Raw genomic sequence first — 18,345 nt, forward strand, 5'->3', positions numbered from 1 at the left:
GACCAATGTCAACTGAAAAACGGGCGACCCGAAGGACGCCCGTGATGAGAATCGATAGTCGCGTTAGTGTTACGCGTTCTGCTTTTGCTTTCGTCGTCGGAACCCTGCTAGCCCGAATGCACCGAAGCCGAAGATGGCGAGGGAGGTGGGTTCGGGGACGGCACCAGCGGAGGTGGTAACAACGGTTAGCGAATGAGGGTCAAAAGCACCGCTACTCGAAAAAATCCTGTCGTTTCCATCGTCGGTGAGCAAGCTTCCCCCTATCGAGAAAAACCCGCCCTGGGCGGACTGAATGTCTGCCAACGCGTTCGCATTCAGATTGAATGTTAGCACGTCAGGCGTAGTAGCGACATCAAGCGTAAACGAACCGTAACTGACACCCGTACCGAGATCCGCAAATATTGCGGCACTACTGCCGACGTTGTTATTTAGGGTCGCAGCATCTGTCAATACGTCAAAAAAACCCAAAGTCTCGGAACCCTCGTCGGAGATGAAATCGAACCGTCGAAGGGATAGGGTGGCGGATGTCACTGTCCCACTCAAACTGGACAGATCAAACGTGAAAAATGAGCGTAAGACACTCGAGCTAGCAGATCCAGTAAAGTAATTTTCGTTTGAATTATTGTTAGGTCGGGTGTCGCTCCACCAGCCCTGATTATTGATTCCGCTGTCGAACTGGGAATCGCTCGTGTTGAAGGTCATGGTTCCCGCTTGCACCTGCCCCGCCGTAGCCGCCAGTACCGCCATACACGCGATGCCAAGTCTTATTTTGAGTGTCATAGTTTTGTTCCAATACTGAAAGTGTCTGAAATGTAGTTGCCGTGTAAAAAAGTTGGATTCAATCACACGACTTCAATCGGAACCTTCAGCAGGCATATTGGTATTAGACCTGGAATCACTAGATGGCGATGGCTGACTAGCCATTGACACAATTCGTCTTCAACGGACGGGTAGTCAAAGATACCGACACAAACTGGCGGCGTGTTATCGACGCTGGGATTGGACTGGCAGCTCATGCCGAATGTTTGTTGCAATGCATCAAGGAGCTTGGAATCCTCGTCGTCAGGATTCGTTATTGGAAAGCTGCTCGCATCGACATTTGCGAACGAGTCCACCTCAAACGGAGAAGTCATAATCCCCGCTGATACATTGCCTGCACTAGCGACCAGCGTCGCCAAGCAGACTATCACGATTGAAGTGGACCTCATCATTTCATGAATCTGTGTGTTGTTGAGCTACGAAAAACACATCTGCGAATCCACCGCAATCGGTGCTCCCTGCACCCCCATTAGAGTCGCGATGGTAAAGCAGGTAAACATTTGGCGGGCAGTTTTACGCCAATTTTGCGTATTTCCTGCAATTAGTTGACGTTTCCGCTCGGCGATGACGACCGATTCTCGTTTCGTGCGGTTAGGCACATCACAGCGTGCGAATGAGCATGGGTGCACGCACCGCAATACGATGACCCAAGTTTGGTGCCAATCGGGCAATTCCTGCCGACGACTCACCCCCGTGCCGACCATCTACTCAGACTCCCCGTGGACGCGGTAACGTCACAACGACGCCCGAATCGCGGCACAGGCTGCTTCGATCTCTTCGGGAGTTGGATCGTCTGGTTGGGGTGACATTTTGTGAAACTGCTTGTGAATGGTAAGATGTGGTGGGGCTAGGCTCGCTACCGAAAGCAGTTTCTCGACTGTTGCCCCATTTTACGTTTTTCGAGAGTTGAGACCACTAACGAGAAAGTGAGTATCTACGATGGCGAAACGACGACGACGAGTAGCGGCATACATCCGCTGCTCATCGGACAAGCAATCCGAAACCTCACCCGAACAGCAAAGAGCCGAGATCGCTAAGCTTGCTGAGCGAGAGGGATACGACATCGTCACCGAGTATTCCGACATCGGGCTCAGTGGGGATTGCGAAGACCGGCCAGGGTATCAACAGCTGCTCACCGATTCGGTTCTGAGCCGTTTCGAGGGTGTGCTTTGTTGGAACCAGGACAGATTATCGCGTGGCGATTTGATCGATTCTGCAGCGTATATGAAGACGTTACGAACCGCTGGTGTTTTCGTTCACACTTGCAACGATGGCATTCTTGAGTGGGGCGAGCTATCCGATCAGCTGGGTGTGATGGCTCGCCAAATGGGCAAGGCTCAGTTTCTCCGTGACCTGTCAAAAAACGTGAAGCGGGGTCGGCGGAATGCAGGCTTAAAAGGGAAGACCACGGGGGGCAAAATACCATTTGGCTACGCGGTTGACTCGGGTGGCAAGCTGACACCGGACCCCGAGACCGCCGAGATTCTTAGAACACTGTTTGAGCGATATGCGGGGGGTGAAAGCTTGACCGATTTGATCGACTGGCTCGATGGTCGTGGCTACGGTAGGCGGTCCCGTGGTGGCTTGCGGAACACCCTAAAAAATCGCGTTTACCTTGGCGAATTCACCAGCAACAAAATATCGATCATCGACAAAAAACGGGTCACGTTGCCGCGAGATCAGTGGAACATCATCCCGAATAATCATGAGGCTCTGGTGTCCGCTGATCTGTTCAATGCCGTGCAAGACCAGATGAAAACGAATCGGAAGCACTGCAGCCCATCGGAGAAAACGGGCAGTGTGTTCGCTTTGACGGGTATGGTCACTTGCGAGCACTGTGGGCACCCTTTCCACGGGACCACCCATCGTGGCAATAGAATCTACGTTTGCAGCGGCTACGGTGAGGCTCTTTCCGATTGCCCGCGATACGTGGTCAATGAGTGTGAAGTGATCGACGCTGTGCTTGGCCGGTTAACTGAATTTTTCGAGGCAAATCAGCGTACGGTTATGGATGCCATCCTGATCGATATGGGGCGCCGACACCAGGAAGCGAGCAAAACGGGTAACAAGCTCGATCGATCGATTGCAAACGCGAAGGGCAAATTGCAACGGATGGAAAAACGGTTGTTAATCGTTGACGACGATATGGTTCCGATCGTCACAGCCGAAATTCGGAGGCTCAAAGACGTGATCGCGGCCGATGAAGCCGAAAAGACCGATGCACTGAGCGGCAATGGTCAGGAGCGAGCGTTGGCGATCGCCAAGACGGCAAGCCGAATGTACGACAATTTGATAGCGGCACAAACCGAACTAGCCGACATCGATCCCGCCAAGCTACGCGGCATGTTCAGTGACTTAAGCCTTCGTGTGACCCCACACATCGAACGGATTGCCCAGGGCACCAGCGGCAAGCGGTGGGTGTGTAAATTGATCGGTGGCGATATTCGGCTCAGCTGGCCGGGGATTACGCCAGCCGTCGCTTCCGTGCTTTCCTGTTCCGAGCTGGGTTGTCCGCCTTACCAGTGATCTCGTACAAGAACGGGCTTGGCGTCGTTGGTCGCGGTTTCCCCCATTTCCGCCGCGTCAGTGCCATCGAGAGGGTGAGGTTCTCTTGGGCTCGTGTGATTCCGACGTAGCAGAGACGGCGTTCTTCGGCGATATCTTCATCGCGACCGCTTTTCAGGGATCGACTGTGCGGCAGGATCCCTTCTTCCATCCCAACCATATAGACGTAGGGGAATTCGAGACCCTTAGCCGCATGCAGCGTTAATAGCCAAACCGAGTTCTTTGCCGCCATCTTGTCCTTTTCATTTCCCATCTCGCGTCCCGACAGCGCGATGTCGGAAAGGAACCCGGTCAAGCTCGGGTCGCTGCTGTTGTCTTGATACGCGCCGATCGCATTGGTCAAATCGCCGATCGACGCCATTCTCGCATCACGTTCTTCGGGTTGATCATAGAGCCGTGCGATCTCGTCGGCATAGGCGGTCCGTTCGAGCATCGTCCGTATCGCGTCGGTCAGCGAATCATGCTCGGCCCGCTCGCGGACATCGTGAGCCAGTGATTCCAGTTCCGCGATTCCACGTCGAGCACTTGGTGATAGATCGGCGATCGCAGCGTTGTTTTGCATCACTTGCCACACCGGCACCCCTCGCTCAACCGCCCGTTTGACCAACAACTGCACCGTCTTGTTGCTCAAGCCACGCGCCGGCGTGTTGATGATCCGCAGCAAGGAAATCTCATCGTCCGGTTGATCGATCCATTTTAAAAATGCCAGAAGATCACGGATTTCACGGCGATCAAAGAACGATTGGCTGCCCATCATCACGTACGGCACGTTCGCTTTTCGCAGTTCCGTTTCGAATAACCGTGGTTGCTCATTGGTACGGAAAAGAATGGCGATATCACGTGGTTGAATGTGCTTTTTGTTGATCAGTTCCGTAATCTCTGAGACGACCAGCTTTGCTTCGACCGTTTCGTCTTTGTGTTGCAAGATACGCGGCCGCATGCCATCAGGCCGACTGGGGATCAACACCTTATCGTGTCGTTCGGTGTTGTATTGAATCAACGTGTTGGCCATCGACAAAATCGCACCGGTGCTACGGTAGTTGTCTTCAAGACAAACCACTTTTGCATCCGGCCAGTCTTGGGTGAAGCTCAGGATGTGTGTCACATCGGCGCCGCGCCAAGCATAAATGGATTGATCATCATCACCGACGACACAGAAATTACGATGCTTGAACGTCAAATCACGAGTGATCCGATATTGGCTACCATTGGTATCTTGGTATTCATCGACCAGGACATGATCGTACAAGGACGCCACCGCATCGCGCACATCGTGGTGTTCGCGAAACAGCGTTTCGGTATGCAGCAGCAGATCATCGAAATCCATCGCGGCTCGCGCACGCAGAGCATCTTGATAACGGCGATAACCCGATGCGGCAAAATGCTCTTTGTCGGTTGAAGCACTCATGGCCGCTTCGTCGGGCAACACCGATTGGTTCTTCCACCCGCCAATGATCGCGAGCATATCGCCCGGTTTCAAGGCCGTCCCCGGTAAACGAAGCTCACGGAGGATCCCACGCGCGAGCGACTCTTGGTCACTACGATCGTAGATCGAGAACTTCTTAGGGAATCCTAAGGTGGGAGCATGTTGACGAAGAATCCGCACGCAGAGCGAATGGAACGTGCTGATCGTCGGCTTCGGTTCCGCCGCCTCGCCACGCTTCGGATTTCGCTTTTTTTTCGACCCTATCAATTCACCAATCCGCTCTTGCATTTCGCCGGCGGCCTTATTGGTAAACGTCATCGCCAAAATGCGATCCGGAGGCGTGCCATTGCGAATCAGGTTGGCAATCCGAAACGTAACCACCCGGGTCTTGCCGGTACCCGCACCCGCGAGCACCAACATCGGACCGGACAACGTATCGACAGCTTCCGCCTGAGCCTGATTAAGTCCGTGGCTCACATTCAATCCATTGGTCATAAGAGGCAAAACAAGAAAAAACAAATCGTCATTTCAAGGTCGTTAACGGATCGCGTCTCGATCGAGGATCGGGTTCGCGGATCCGGTTGCAATCAAGACAAGTGCTCCCGCTTGTGGACGATTCGAACTGACGAAGACCTTGTTGAACGGGATACCGTAGCAGGCATAATTGCCGGTGGCGGTGTCAAGTACGTAGACCACCGAGGGAGCAGCAGGCGTACTACTTGAACGTGGAAAATCGGCCCGACCGGTCAACATCACGTAGTTGCCTCCTTTGCCGCCAACTGCCAACGCTTCACCCACTTGAGCCGTGAAACTTGCCATGAACCGTCCTGCACGAGGATAAATCACCGAACACTGCAGCAGTCCTGAATTATGATCGAGCACAAACAGGCCTTCTGCATCTTCGCTGACGTCGCCCGTTGCCATCGAGTAATTTTCACTGTTGACGGCTGCGGTGGCATCGATCGGTGGAAAAACGACCGGAGTCGGTGTCGCGGCTCGACCGGCAAAGTAGCTGGCGGCACAGGTGCTGGCCACGGCAACCAAGACCAACGCCATGCCACCGTAACGACGAAACCCACAACACGTGTTTTCCGGTGAACGACGCAATCCACTCATTTCGTCAGTAGTTTTCAGTTCGGGCATGTTCCGTTGGCTCCGCGGGTGGCGTTGGTTGAAAAGTCAGGGCAATTGTACGCACTTGCCCTGAACTTTACGATTGCCGACTGACCGAGTTTTTGACAGTTTTCTGCGTCTCCTTGCCCCCCTGCGGGACGGCGCCCCCTGCAGGACGGCCCCTCCATGATTGACGATGCCCCGCCTCGACCGAAGGAGAGCAGTATTGCGGCGATTTTGCCTGCCGCGGGAAGCGGGCGAAGGTTTGGAAGCCACGAAAACAAGCTTTTCGCGTTGCTCGCCGGAGAGCCGATTTGGTTTCATGCCGCTCGAACGCTCGCAAATCAGCCGGAGATTGGCCGAATTGTGCTGGCAGTTTCCGAACATGACCGCACCGCGTTTGAAGACCGATTCGCGCCGTGGGTCAAGCAGTTGAGTATCGAATGCGTGCTCGGCGGCAAGCAGCGAACCGACAGCGTCTTGGCGGGATTGGACTGCGTGAGCGGCGACAAATCGATCGAAATGGTCGCGATTCACGACGCCGCCCGGCCGTTGGTCCGTGCCGCCGATTTGTCAGCCGTTTTTCAGCGAGCTTATCAAACCGGTGCCGCCCTCTTGGCAACGCCTGTTGCAGGAACCCTCAAACGCCAAATCAATGCGGGCGACGACTCTCTCACCGTCGACCGGCGTGAACTTTGGGTCGCCTTGACGCCTCAGGTCTTCCATCTCGATCTGCTCCAACGTGCTTACCAACGATACCGTGGACGACCCGCCACCGATGATGCCGAGTTGGTCGAGCGAATGGGCCATCCGGTTGCATTGGTGCACGGTGGAGCCGACAACATCAAAATCACTCACCCCGAAGACTTACTCGTAGCCGAAGCCATCTTGGCTTGCCAAAAACCATCATGACAAAAACCAACCTCATCGAAGACCTCCGTTGGCGAGGGCTGATCCATCAAACCACCGATGAAGCTGAACTGGGAAAGTTGCTGCAAAGCGGACCGCAAACGATCTACATCGGCTTCGACCCAACGGCCTCCAGCCTGCATGTCGGCCACTTGATGCAAGTGATGATGCTGCGTCGGTTTCAACGAGCTGGCCATCGTCCCATCGCGCTCGTGGGCGGGGCGACCGGCATGATTGGTGACCCCAGTGGCAAGAGCGAAGAACGAAACCTGCTTTCTCCGCAGCAGTTGCAATCGAATGTAAACGGAGTCGGCCAGCAGATGAAACAGTTCCTCGACTTTGACGGCAGTGGCGGAGCCAAGCTGTTGAACAATTTCGATTGGATGCAAGGCTACTCGTACCTTGAATTCCTCCGAGACGTCGGCAAAAACTTTCCAGTCGGTGCAATGATGGGCAAAGAGTCCGTTCGATCGCGACTCGATAGCGAAGCAGGATTGAGCTACACCGAATTCAGCTACATGCTGCTACAAGCCTATGACTTCGTATACCTTTGCCGGGAACACGAGTGCCGGATCCAGGCGGGCGGTAGTGACCAGTGGGGCAACATCACCGCTGGCATTGATCTGGGACGCCGAATGCTAGGCAAGCAACTCTTCGGCTTGACGGCGCCGCTTTTGACGACCAGTGACGGTCGCAAAATGGGCAAGACTGAAAAAGGAGCGATTTGGCTCGATCCCGATCGAACCAGCCCTTACGAGTTCTACCAATACTGGATCAATGTCGACGACGCCGACGTGATGCGATGCATTGCGTACTTAACCGAAATCGAGAGAGAGGAATACGATTCGCTCGCCGAACAAACCACTTCGGACCCGGGTCGCCGCGCGGGTCAGAAGCGATTGGCACAGTGGATGACCGAATTGGTTCATGGAACCGATGGCATTGCATCGGCCGAGCGCGCGACCCGCATTCTGTTTGGCGGCGAAATCGAAAAGGCAACCGATGCCCAGTTAGGTCAAATTTTCGCGGATGTGCCCAGTAATGAAGCGGACCGAAACCTGCTCACCCAAGACGGATGGTGGATCGTCGAGGCACTGCAGACGTCGGGGCTGGTCAGTAGCAGCAGTGAAGCACGGCGAGCGATCAAGGAGGGGAGTGCCTATTTGAACAATCGAAGGTTGAGCGACATGAACCATCGCTTGACGGAGAAGGACTTAGCAAGCGAGACGGTGATGGTGCTGAGACGCGGCAAGAAGAAGTACGCACTGCTCCGATTCTCGTCGGGAAGTTAAGGGCAAACCTCGCCACGCAAAAGTGACTTCGTTTTCAAACGGGGGGGCCAGGCTGTCACGACGCGGCACGGACTCGTGCATCCGACGACATCTGGGGCATCGATGCAGTAGAATATCAAGAATCCTCCCTTCAAATTTCTCCCCTGTTTTGCTTCAAAGGAAACACAAATGAAGATCAAATGGTGCGTTTCTCTTTTCTGCGTTGCCGCATTCTCAACCGCGGCGCTCGTGCCGTCGGCGACGGCAGCCGAGGGGACGAAGAGCCTGTTCAATGGCACCGACCTGCAGGGTTGGCACGTTGACGTTCCGGCCAAAGACAAAGACCCAAACGCAAAGGCATCGTTCCAGGTCCGTGACGGGATGCTGGTCAGCATGGGGAATCCACCAGGCCATTTGATCACCGATGCGGAGTACAAAGATTTTCGATTGGAAGTTCAGTACCGTTTTGCGGCGAAGCCAGGCAACTGTGGCGTGTTGGTCTTTGCCTCAACCCCGCGATCGTTGTACGCCATGTTTCCTCAGTCGATCGAGGTGCAAATGATGCACGAAAATGCCGGCGATTTCTGGTGCATCTGCGAAGACATCGCGGTCCCCGATATGGAAACGCGTCGTGGCGTTAAAAAGGACTGGGGGACAACGGAGGGCAAGCTCCGGCGCATTAAGAACTTGACCGAGGGCTCCGAGAAGCCGGTGGGCGAGTGGAACACGATGCTGATCGAATGCCTCGGCAATGCCATCAAGGTTTGGGTCAACGGCGATCTTGTCAATCATGGTTTTGACTGCACCGCCAACGAAGGCCAAATCGCGTTACAGGCCGAAGGGTCTGAAGTGGAATTCCGCAAAGTGGAATTGACGCCGATCAGCCAATGGAGCGAGTAGCGGTTCGGCGGTCCGCGCACAAAAAAAGGACAGGCCGAAGTCCTGTCCTTTTTCCATTTCGATATCAGCGTTTTCGTGCGACTAATATTTCACTTGGACACCAAAGTTATAGCCAAGCACGAAGAAGGATTCGCCGGTATCAACATTTTGGCGAGGCCCTGCATTGATGACCGAGACCATTTGTTCCGGAGCACTTGCGATGCCGGTGATGTACCATGCTTCGACACCCGCTCGGACGGACAACATTTCCCCTAGCTGATATCGGTAACCGGTACCGATTTCGAACACGCCGGCCAAGTCGATATCGTCGTCGTTCATCAGCACTCCTGACGCATTGTTAGGAGCCGCAGCGAAGGAAACGGCGATCATATCGGCGTCGGCAATGTTCATGTAAGCACCTGCCCGACCGCGGAGATCCATGTAGCCGTGGCAGGAAACCGGGTACAGCATGTCGAGGCCAATTTGGCCACCCACCAGCGAGTTGCCCGTCGTGCTTTTCATGAAACCCTGCACGCCATTACCATTAACAACGCTTTGGTTGAACTCTTCGCTGTAATCAATGTAGCGAGCACCGTAAAGGATCTTGGCCACGTCCCAACCCACCAGCGTCTTGTTGGCCTCTAGGCTCCAGTATTCGACGTCGTACTGCGAACCGTGACCGACGACATCAAGGAACGGATTCTGTGCAGCTGGAACCGCCGCCAGTGACAATGCATTGGAGATGTTCACCAGATCACGAGAGGCAAACGTTGAAGCCGATGCAAGGTTCCAGTCGAACGGCCCGACGTAGGCGGCCTCCCAGCCGTGGACACAATCAGGAACCGATCCGATCGTGATTCGTGAGCCCCATTGAAAATCAAACTCCGGATATTCGAAACCCGAATTCCAAAGGTTTGGCTGATCGCCTTGGTGTTCCATATAAAGGGCTTCGACCGAGACGTAGCAATAGGGTTTGCATGGCGTTCCACAAACCGAACCATAGCCTTCACCGAAGCCACCATAGCTGTCACCATAGCCGCCGTAATTGCCACAGTTCCCGGTGCCACACGAGCCAGCCCCGTACAGGTCTCCCATGCCGCTGTAACCGCCGCATGCTCCACCACAACTCGTGCCACAGGACAAGCAGCTGGTTTGCGCCACGCCCCCTGTCATTTCGCTCGCCGGCAAACTTCCGACGGTCGCAACACGCCCGGCACTCGCCGCTGTCGGCACGCCGTCCGCGGTCATCACGTGGAACTCTTGATCCCCGTGCATGATGGACTTTGGAGCCGTTTGACTCGGTGATGTTTTGGACGGCGATTGAAAATTGCCGAACAATCCCGTTTGGGCGTGAACGTTGGAAACGACCAAGGTGCCGGCTAGGAGCCCGCAAGCCGCGAACGTGCGAGCGGCTATGCTACCGAAGCGTTTGTGTGTCGAACGGATCTTCATGATCGTACCTCGTAGACTCGTAGTGCGTAAAGTTGCACCGCAGGGTGTGACCGGTTGGTGGTTGGAATACTCGAGAAAAATTTTTGCGAATCTATACTCAGCGTACGTTGAGTTCATCGCGAACAGGAATCAAGCAGGTCTTGCGAACCATGCGAACGATTTTCTTTGCCGTCTCTTCGCTCGTACAATGGCCTCGGATGACAAGATCGTTGCCCTCCTGTTGCACCTGCACGTTGCTGCTAGGAAACGTTTCTCCAATCGTTCGGTTCAGCATGCTGACTTTGTCGCCGACGGCATCACCGCTGGCATCAACCGCGTCTTGAACGTGGATATCAAAATGGCGAACCTTTGTCGGCGAAGCATCCGCCGTGTCAGCCCAGACGACCAACCGTGTCACCCCATTGCCCGCACCGATCAACTTGATTTGATTTGATCCGGATGCGAGTGCACGGCAAACGCTTTGGTCCCCAACGCTGACTCGTCGTAGTTCACCCTGGATGGTCAACGACCGCACCTGAGCACGACTGATGTACAGCGGTGTTGGCTTGTTGTGAGTGCCTGTCCCGGCCAAGGGTTGAGTTCCATGCTTGAACTCGGTCGCTGCACCCCGATCGCGATTGGAGTTTTCCGTCAACACCGGTGCCCGGACCGCTTGTACCGTCGGCCGAACGATGGATGCCGTTGCATCAAGTTCAGGTCGTTGGAAGCTTGCCGGCGGCGACTCGACCGCAACCGGTGGCCGATAGCGTTTCTTGAGTAGTTGGTTGGCTTGTTGCCCCTCACCCAGCATCAATGCTTCTCGCACGGGAGCCTGTAGCAGGTCCTCGGGTTCCATCATCAGGATCGGTTCGGCCGAGTTGGGTTCATGGTCCGTTGCCATCGGTGGCATGGCCAATACACTTGGACCGCCTACCATGCTTGACGAGTCGACATCGTTTGATTCGTGGACCAAGTCCGTGTCGATCGCTTCGGTTACCGAGGGTTGCTCGTCGAGAACGACGGGAACGATGTCCAACCGCTGCTTGACCAACGGTTGATCCGCCACGGGTTCTGGCCCGATTGGCTTTTGCAGGTGGCTCGCAAAGGAATCGGCAGATTCGGTGCGTGCCTCAATCGTCATCGAATCCGAAGAATCAGAAAACGAAAAACAAATCGGTTCGGATTCGGCCATTTCGCTTTCCGCTGGCTCCATCGGGACCAAGGCTTGCGTATCCGCCGGAGCGTGTGATTCCGTTGCAACGTCCGCCGAAGGCGGAGCCGATCCCGAACCATGTTTGACTGGCGGGCGGAAGGTCACTTCCACGTCGGCATTGACCAGGTCATTGTTTTCGTGATGCACCGACTCGATCAATGGATTGGTCTGTACCGCCGGAAGCGGTACGGATTCAATCAACATCTCGGCACCGGGTATCTTGGGGCTTCCGATCGGATGCAACCCAATCGCAGCACCAATCGGTTTTAGCCGAACCGCCGGCGCGTCGTCCCCCGAAGCAAGCAAGATCGCATTGTCAACGTTTCCTGCCGAGTCATCGACATAGAACGGATTGGCCTGAACTCGACTTCTCGAATCGGCATCGTGGCTCACCGTTTGGATCGGTTGCAGCGGCAACGGTGGCAGCATCCGCATCGACGTCGTCGGCGCTGCTGCCGTGGCTGCTGACGGTTCACCGGCATAGCCAGGTGAAGCCACAGCCATCACCAACAAGCTTAGCAGAGCTCGTCGGCGAGACCGAGTTTTCATTCTTTGTGTCGTTCTTACGTCACGCATGCCGCATCCTTGCGTCCGAGCGATCGAATGGATGGGCCCCCCTCGGCACATCCTCAGACGCCGATACAAAAGAGCATCGAACATCCGGTTGCTCTAAGTATCGGATCCCACCTGCGATGACATTAACGATTCTGTCGCTTCCATCGCATGTATCGGTCAACCGTATCGCAGCAGTTGTGCACGAGAAACCGATTTTGGGTCCGCAAATGCCGGCGGAATGGCTTCGTAATCGTGAACGGAATGCAACCAGCGAGGACCCGGCGAGATTTTTGCTAATCTCCGCGAGATTCCCGTTGCCGCCGGGCCTCGTACAGCATCACCGCGGCTGAGACCGACACATTGAGGCTGTCCACCTCACCAAACATCGGAACGCGAACCCCCGGAATCGGCTGTCCCGCAACCGATTGCCAACGATCTCCGAGCCCCTTCGACTCGCTTCCCATGATGATCGCGAGCGGGCCGGAGAGGTCCGCATGCCACAATGGCTGCGAAGATTCGACCCGCGCGGCGATCGTCCGGATGCCACGAGAAACCAAAAAGTGCTGCACCTCCTTTTCGCTGCCGGTCGCACTCGGAATGCGAAAAACCGTCCCTAGGCTGTTTCGAATCGCATTGGGGTTGTAAAGGTCACTGCCGTCACCACAGAGCACCACGGCCTCCACACCCGCCGCATCGGCGCTGCGAAACACCGCCCCAATGTTTCCCGGTTTCTCGAGACAATCGAGGACCAAAACCAGAGCATTCTCTGACAAATCGAGCGTTTCAAGCGACCGAATCGGCTCCGAAAACTCAGCCACGATGCCGCGAGCCGATTGACCAAACGCGATTTTTTCCATCACCGAATGAGAAACCAGGTGCCGTGTGCTTGTCGGCAAATCCGCCCCAACCGACGAATCGGTCGACTCGCAAGTAAACCAACCGATCAATTCCAATCCCGCGTCGATCGCTTGCCTCGTTTCCCGCCATCCATCGACAAGCAGACGTTTTTCTCGCCGTCGTGTACGATTGCTCCTTAAACGAATCAATCGTCGAACCGTCGGATTGGAGTGGCTTCGAATCACGAGTGGTTGCGAATCGCTCATAAGGATTGGATGATTGTTGCCAATCACCGGATACGAGAAAGAAAAAGACACGATGAACGAACGAGCTCGACTTGAAGGCCCATTGACCTGTGACGGCGTCGCGTCGCGGCGAGACCAAAAGGAATTTTTGCAGGTCGAACGCGAAGTCAATCGCGGCAATCCCCACTGGGTTCCACCGATTTGGTCCGAACGACGCAAAATCGTCGGTTTTAAACACCATCCGTTCTATGACGATGCCGACCGCCAAGCCTTCATCGCCCGCCGAGGAAGCCGACCGGTGGGACGGATTTTGGCCATCGTCAACCATGGCCACAATCGGCGATACGAGGAACAACGTGGATTTGTTGGCTTTTTTGAGTGTTTTGACGACCGCGAGGCGGCCGCGATGCTATTTGATCATGCCTTCGATTGGCTTCGCCAACAAGGGATGACCGATGTGCGAGGCCCGGTCCACCCCAGCTTGAACTATGAAGTCGGACTCTTAGTCGATGGATTTGATTCACCACCAACGTTCCTGATCCCTTACAACCCCGAATACTACGAAAAGCTGTATCAAGAATCGGGCTTTGAAAAGACACAGGATCTCTTTAGCTACGAAGCCCATATCGACATCATTAAGGATTTGGATCCAAAGTTGAAGTTCGTGATCGACGAAGCGACTCGCCGATTCAAAGTGAATTGTCGCCCGCTCGATCGAAAGCACTTCAAAAAGGATGTCCGTACGTTCTTAGAGATTTACAATCGATCGCTTGAGAAAACGTGGGGCTACGTGCCGATGAGCGAAGCGGAAATCGCAGAGCAAAGCGCGGGATTGAAGCACTTGATTGTCCCCGAACTGACCAGCATCGCAGAGATTGACGGCGAGCCGGTCGGCGCCGGATTCGGGCTGCTCGATTACAACCAAATCATCTCAAAAATTGACGGACGGCTTTTTCCGTTCGGCTGGCTGAGGTTGCTAACCGGAAAACGCAAGATCGACCGGCTGCGGTTGATCAGCACCAACGTCCTCCCGAAATACCAGAAATGGGGAATCGGCCTGGTCACGCTATCGCGGATTTTGCCAGATGCGGTCGATTTCGGGATCCAAGTGGGTGAATTTTCCTGGGTTCTGGAGAGCAATAAGCTGTCGCGCGGCACCATCGAACGGGGCGGTGCGACACGGGTCAAAACCCACCGACTGTATGACCGATCCTTAGACTAGCTTGGCTCCCAATTGACTTGCTGCCGACAGGTCCCCCGCATTTTCGTCAGCCGATCCCTGCGGTGCCAAACGAAAAAACCCGGTCGTCTGGGGGACCAGACAACCGGGTTTTCAGCTTTCACGTTGCTAAGCCATCGACTTAGAAAGTAAAGATCGAGTCAATACCGAAGGTCGTTTGGCTGTCGCCATCAAGACCGGCAACTTCGTCGCTGTCCCAATCCCAACGGATTTCAGGACGAACGATGACGTTGGCGTGAGGCTTGTAGTTCGCACCCAGGGTCAAGGCGTAGATGTCCGCGCTGTCACCCACTGCCGAGTAAATACCTTCTTCGTTGTACCATTCGAAACGACCACCGAATGCCCAGCAATCGCTGACGGTGTAGATCAAGTACTGGTTGATATCAAACGTTTCTGCAACGGTTCCGCCGACACGGTCTTCCGCGGTCAAATAGTCGGTTTGGAAGATGTACTGAAGGTTATCCGAAAGTGCCAAGTCGGCGACGATCGACTGCATGTAGCCCTTGACGTAGTTGTCGGTTCCCCCGGCTCGGTTGTTCTGGAAAACACCGCCAACGGATGCGTAGGTGACCGTCAAGTCGTCGGAGAGTCCGACCGACAACCCGCCCAAGAATGCATCGCCATTGTCCTCGAAACCGCTGTCCCAACCGAGAACGTATCCACCGTAAGCGGTGATGTTGTCGTTCACGTTGTACGTTGCCAAGGCACCGGTGTGCGTAAACGGCTCGCTGTTGTTCATCGTATAGGCATGGCTGTAGAAGAAGTTACCGGTCGCTTGGACAACTTCCCAACCGATGATGGTGTAGAAGTGTCCTGCTTTGACCGACAAATCGCCATAGCCGGCTTCGGCGTACAACTGCGGCATCGCATGCCCATAGCCATTGTCGGTGGAACCATTGTCCCAGCCATTGTCCCAGTGATTGTTATCGATTCCGAACGCTTGGGTATTTTGAGCGTCGGTACCATAGAGGTAATCGATTCGTCCACCGATGTCGAAACCGCAGGACGTGTCAATTGCTTTCTCAGCGTACAGCCAAGCTTGTTGCAGCTGCACTTCGTCAGGACGGTTGTTGAATAGTGGGATGGCGTTGCTATGGTATCCCAATTGCATCCAACCACCGGCCGACCAGCCGCTGTCGGTCGATCCAAACAATTCCCACGGGTCGCCGAGGCAGCATTCACCCCCCAGGCACCCCATATCCAAACAGCCCATATCGAGGCAACCGGCCGAATCGCATCCGCTGTCGCAGCTTCCACTGTCACAGCTCGGAGCCATCGGCTCACAGCCACAAACCGGCTCGCCACAATCGCAGCTTTCTGCGGCGCAGAAAGAAACCTGTGAAATGTCGGTTGCTTGGTCGCCGAATGCGTTTGCGGCGTTCATGCCGCAAGCAATCATGGCAATCATTGCGAGTTTGCTAATTCTCATCGTCGTCTTTACTCCCCAAAATCCGTAGCGGGTGGTTTAATGTTCTGGCAATCGCCGCGTGGCCCCCAATGACAATTCCATCGAACCTCCATTGGGACTCGCGAGAAAAATTCCCGCTTCCAGGTCGCTCGAGGTCGAGTGATCCGCCTGACGCAATCCCCAGGGGGACTCCGCCAATGATGACGTTCGACTTCCTAGCACCACGCTAAGTCTTCACGGATGGTATCGGTGACCTATTGGAAACGGGCCTCTCCGATATCGCGAAACATCGTGTTAAAAATAGGATCGGGTGTGTACCGAAACCACTACACAATCCCTTCTCATTAGCGAGAAAGTTACTATCAGGAGAGATATTCCGAGCACGGAAAATAGGAGAAATGCGGCGACTATCCGGAAAAGACCGGCAATCGGATCAGCTTGACGCCACTGGGCCGAATCAGGGGCGGCAACGTGACCGGTATCTGTACGAACGGCCCAAGATCAGACAGAATCGTCGTCCTCAGCTTCCAATGCCCCCTTTTTTGCAAGTGAATCTCTCGATGGCGTTTTGGCGATCCAAGAAACCCGAGTCCTCGGAAAACGTTGATCCGGCACCAAGCTCCGGTGAGCGCAGCACAGAAAAGTCGTCGACAGGCCTCTTTGCCAAAATGCGTTCCGGGCTTCAGAAAACCCGCCGCACACTGAACACCGATATCCGCGACCTGTTCAAAAGTGAAGGCCGGTTAGTCGACGATGCGTTGCTGGACGATCTGTTTGCGAAGCTCATCCGTACCGATATGGGAACCGGGCCGGCAGAAACGATCCGTGATGATGTGGCAACGCGACTTCGCGGCCGAGTCGTCCAACTTGAGGAAGTGCTCGAGACGATCACCGAGCAAACACGCTCGATGTTGGCTCAGGAATCGACCGAGCTCCAATTCGCCGATTCGCCGCCGACGGTGATTTTAGTCGTCGGAGTCAACGGCAGCGGCAAAACCACTTCGATCGGCAAACTCGCGTACCACCTTCACAATACGGGCCACAAGGTGGTGCTCGGCGCCGGTGATACCTTTCGCGCCGCTGCGGTCGAACAGCTGACGGTTTGGGCCGGCCGGATCGGCTGCGACATTGTCACCGGGAATCAAGGCGCGGATCCGGCCAGCGTCGCCTATCAAACCGCCCAGCGCGCGATCGAAACCGGTGCCGACGTCGTCATCATCGACACCGCCGGCCGACTGCAAACGCAAACGAATCTCATGCAACAGCTTGAAAAGATTCGCCGCGTGGTGGAGAACAAAGTCGACGGGGCGCCGCACGAAGTCCTTTTGGTTCTCGACGCGACAGCCGGCCAAAACGCCATCAGCCAAGCCAAGGGGTTCAGCGAAGCTGCCGGCTGCACCGGGATCGTCTTGGCGAAACTGGATGGTTCGGCGAAGGGGGGAGTGATTTTACCCATTCGCGAGCAGTTCACGTTGCCCGTCAAGTTCGTCGGCCTTGGCGAAAAGGTCGAAGACATCGCACCGTTCGATCCCGATTCGTTCGCCAAAGCACTGTTCTCGGAATAACTGTTCTCGGAATAACGGTTCTCGGAATCATCATGTTGCATCTCAAAACCGCGTCTCAAAAACGCTGGCTTGCCCAAGTCGATGAGAATCTCGACGAAGTGCTGATCGATCATGCCCATTGTGAGCGGAAAGCCGCGTCGACCGCGATGAATCTGATCAATGCGTACACCGAAAACCGCGATCTCTGTCATGAGATGAAGCAAATTGTTGAAGAGGAGCTCGAGCATTTCGAAATGGTTCTGGCACGGTTGGACGCTCGGGGGATCCGGTTTCGTCGGCTTGCGGTTGGCCCTTACGGTCGACGACTAAACCAACTCGTCCGGCCTTCCGAACCGCATCGGGCTGTCGATCGGTTGTTGGTTGCATCCCTCATCGAAGCGAGGAGCTGTGAACGATTCAGTTTGCTCGCCGAACACATCCGTGACCGTGATGCCGAGCTTGCCGACTTTTACGAGAGCCTGTTTGAAAGCGAGGCTCGCCATCATTCGACCTACGTCCGGTTGGCCGAACACTTTGCGCCACGACCGACGGTCCGCGAGCGGTTAGACCAACTGTCCGCCTCGGAAAGCGAAATCATCAGTGACGGATCAACGCTTGTCAGAATGCACAGCTAAAAATGTTTCACGCGGTTGGAGTTTAGCTGGCCATTCAAAATCGGACGTTCTCGAAGCCTGAACTCCCCCTTCTGTTTCACGACGTTCGTCCGTGAATCCAATAGACACGACTGCGGTCGAAGTCTCCGTTGACACATCCCGCCTGGCTCCTAGATTGCTTTCGTCACGCGACTCGATCGCGAGACCTTTTTCCAAGATGGAATTGCAGACCCCATCACGATGGGGTGATCCGGAATGAATCCGGCATGTCCCACC

14 protein-coding genes are annotated in these 18,345 nt (G+C 55.1%); 7 read left to right on the forward strand and 7 right to left on the reverse strand.

The window, feature by feature from the left end; translation table 11 throughout:
* Window positions 1–69: 69 nt before the first annotated feature.
* A complete protein-coding gene (locus Poly41_RS16080) occupies window positions 70–846 on the reverse strand; it encodes a PEP-CTERM sorting domain-containing protein (protein ID WP_146527616.1) in 777 nt (258 codons plus the stop codon).
* 912 nt (window positions 847–1,758) lie between these two features.
* Between Poly41_RS16080 and Poly41_RS16085 the strand changes: the two genes are divergently transcribed.
* The gene (locus tag Poly41_RS16085) at window positions 1,759–3,345 is read left to right on the forward strand and encodes a recombinase family protein (RefSeq protein WP_146527618.1); all 1,587 of its coding nucleotides are present in this window, start codon (window positions 1,759–1,761) and stop codon (window positions 3,343–3,345) included.
* Here Poly41_RS16085 and Poly41_RS16090 read toward each other — a convergent pair.
* Window positions 3,284–5,305 (reverse strand): ATP-dependent helicase, encoded by a 2,022-nt coding sequence (locus Poly41_RS16090; RefSeq protein WP_146527620.1) that lies wholly within the window; start codon window positions 5,303–5,305, stop codon window positions 3,284–3,286. The two genes, Poly41_RS16085 and Poly41_RS16090, sit on opposite strands and share 62 nt — an antisense overlap.
* A gap of 42 nt (window positions 5,306–5,347) precedes the next feature.
* Window positions 5,348–5,953, reverse strand: a complete 606-nt coding sequence (locus tag Poly41_RS16095; RefSeq protein WP_231615697.1) for a hypothetical protein — start codon at window positions 5,951–5,953, stop codon at window positions 5,348–5,350.
* Window positions 5,954–6,109: 156 nt separating this feature from the next.
* On the opposite strand from Poly41_RS16095, the gene ispD reads away from it, so the two are divergent.
* The 3 genes from ispD to Poly41_RS16110 all read left to right on the forward strand — a co-directional run bounded on the left by ispD (window position 6,110) and on the right by Poly41_RS16110 (window position 9,003).
* Window positions 6,110–6,835 carry a 2-C-methyl-D-erythritol 4-phosphate cytidylyltransferase gene (ispD, locus tag Poly41_RS16100; protein WP_146527622.1) on the forward strand — a complete coding sequence of 242 codons (726 nt, stop codon included), beginning with the start codon at window positions 6,110–6,112 and terminating at the stop codon, window positions 6,833–6,835.
* On the forward strand, window positions 6,832–8,124 hold the full coding sequence (gene tyrS / locus Poly41_RS16105) for a tyrosine--tRNA ligase (RefSeq protein ID WP_146527624.1): 1,293 nt from the start codon (window positions 6,832–6,834) through the stop codon (window positions 8,122–8,124). The genes ispD and tyrS overlap by 4 nt, the downstream gene beginning before the upstream one ends.
* A gap of 168 nt (window positions 8,125–8,292) precedes the next feature.
* Window positions 8,293–9,003, forward strand: coding sequence for a 3-keto-disaccharide hydrolase (locus Poly41_RS16110; protein ID WP_146527626.1), 711 nt, complete (start codon window positions 8,293–8,295; stop codon window positions 9,001–9,003).
* 81 nt (window positions 9,004–9,084) lie between these two features.
* Here the strand turns inward: Poly41_RS16110 and Poly41_RS16115 are convergent, their stop codons facing one another.
* The 3 genes from Poly41_RS16115 to Poly41_RS16125 all read right to left on the reverse strand — a co-directional run bounded on the left by Poly41_RS16115 (window position 9,085) and on the right by Poly41_RS16125 (window position 13,284).
* Window positions 9,085–10,434: a hypothetical protein gene (locus tag Poly41_RS16115; protein WP_146527628.1), complete on the reverse strand. Its 1,350-nt coding sequence runs from the start codon at window positions 10,432–10,434 to the stop codon at window positions 9,085–9,087.
* A gap of 97 nt (window positions 10,435–10,531) precedes the next feature.
* Window positions 10,532–12,175, reverse strand: a complete 1,644-nt coding sequence (locus Poly41_RS16120; RefSeq protein ID WP_197231382.1) for a pilus assembly protein N-terminal domain-containing protein — start codon at window positions 12,173–12,175, stop codon at window positions 10,532–10,534.
* Between the two features lie 299 nt (window positions 12,176–12,474).
* Window positions 12,475–13,284: a TrmH family RNA methyltransferase gene (locus tag Poly41_RS16125; protein ID WP_146527632.1), complete on the reverse strand. Its 810-nt coding sequence runs from the start codon at window positions 13,282–13,284 to the stop codon at window positions 12,475–12,477.
* Window positions 13,285–13,336: 52 nt separating this feature from the next.
* Here Poly41_RS16125 and Poly41_RS16130 point away from each other — a divergent pair, with 52 nt between their 5' ends.
* Complete coding sequence (locus tag Poly41_RS16130) at window positions 13,337–14,485, forward strand: N-acetyltransferase (RefSeq protein ID WP_146527634.1); 1,149 nt, start codon at window positions 13,337–13,339, stop codon at window positions 14,483–14,485.
* Window positions 14,486–14,624: 139 nt separating this feature from the next.
* On the opposite strand, the gene Poly41_RS16135 is transcribed toward Poly41_RS16130, so the two are convergent.
* Window positions 14,625–15,932 carry a porin gene (locus Poly41_RS16135; RefSeq protein WP_146527636.1) on the reverse strand — a complete coding sequence of 436 codons (1,308 nt, stop codon included), beginning with the start codon at window positions 15,930–15,932 and terminating at the stop codon, window positions 14,625–14,627.
* A gap of 539 nt (window positions 15,933–16,471) precedes the next feature.
* Between Poly41_RS16135 and ftsY the strand changes: the two genes are divergently transcribed.
* Both ftsY and miaE read left to right on the forward strand, forming a co-directional pair.
* Window positions 16,472–17,476: a signal recognition particle-docking protein FtsY gene (ftsY, locus tag Poly41_RS16140; RefSeq protein ID WP_146527920.1), complete on the forward strand. Its 1,005-nt coding sequence runs from the start codon at window positions 16,472–16,474 to the stop codon at window positions 17,474–17,476.
* Between the two features lie 32 nt (window positions 17,477–17,508).
* The gene (miaE, locus tag Poly41_RS16145) at window positions 17,509–18,090 is read left to right on the forward strand and encodes a tRNA-(ms[2]io[6]A)-hydroxylase (RefSeq protein WP_146527638.1); all 582 of its coding nucleotides are present in this window, start codon (window positions 17,509–17,511) and stop codon (window positions 18,088–18,090) included.
* Window positions 18,091–18,345 lie beyond the last annotated feature (255 nt).

The sequence above is a fragment of the Novipirellula artificiosorum genome, from assembly GCF_007860135.1.
GTDB lineage: Bacteria > Planctomycetota > Planctomycetia > Pirellulales > Pirellulaceae > Novipirellula_A > Novipirellula_A artificiosorum.

What these genes read in the sequence shown, in the direction of transcription:
- Poly41_RS16085 (WP_146527618.1), top strand. Translation starts at nt 1,759, where the DNA reads ATGGCGAAACGACGACGACGAGTAGCGGCATACATCCGCTGCTCATCG.
- Poly41_RS16090 (WP_146527620.1), bottom strand. Translation starts at nt 5,305, where the DNA reads ATGACCAATGGATTGAATGTGAGCCACGGACTTAATCAGGCTCAGGCG.
- Poly41_RS16095 (WP_231615697.1), bottom strand. Translation starts at nt 5,953, where the DNA reads ATGCCCGAACTGAAAACTACTGACGAAATGAGTGGATTGCGTCGTTCA.
- ispD (WP_146527622.1), top strand. Translation starts at nt 6,110, where the DNA reads ATGATTGACGATGCCCCGCCTCGACCGAAGGAGAGCAGTATTGCGGCG.
- tyrS (WP_146527624.1), top strand. Translation starts at nt 6,832, where the DNA reads ATGACAAAAACCAACCTCATCGAAGACCTCCGTTGGCGAGGGCTGATC.
- Poly41_RS16110 (WP_146527626.1), top strand. Translation starts at nt 8,293, where the DNA reads ATGAAGATCAAATGGTGCGTTTCTCTTTTCTGCGTTGCCGCATTCTCA.
- Poly41_RS16115 (WP_146527628.1), bottom strand. Translation starts at nt 10,434, where the DNA reads ATGAAGATCCGTTCGACACACAAACGCTTCGGTAGCATAGCCGCTCGC.
- Poly41_RS16120 (WP_197231382.1), bottom strand. Translation starts at nt 12,175, where the DNA reads ATGAAAACTCGGTCTCGCCGACGAGCTCTGCTAAGCTTGTTGGTGATG.
- Poly41_RS16125 (WP_146527632.1), bottom strand. Translation starts at nt 13,284, where the DNA reads ATGAGCGATTCGCAACCACTCGTGATTCGAAGCCACTCCAATCCGACG.
- Poly41_RS16130 (WP_146527634.1), top strand. Translation starts at nt 13,337, where the DNA reads ATGAACGAACGAGCTCGACTTGAAGGCCCATTGACCTGTGACGGCGTC.
- Poly41_RS16135 (WP_146527636.1), bottom strand. Translation starts at nt 15,932, where the DNA reads ATGAGAATTAGCAAACTCGCAATGATTGCCATGATTGCTTGCGGCATG.
- ftsY (WP_146527920.1), top strand. Translation starts at nt 16,472, where the DNA reads ATGGCGTTTTGGCGATCCAAGAAACCCGAGTCCTCGGAAAACGTTGAT.
- miaE (WP_146527638.1), top strand. Translation starts at nt 17,509, where the DNA reads ATGTTGCATCTCAAAACCGCGTCTCAAAAACGCTGGCTTGCCCAAGTC.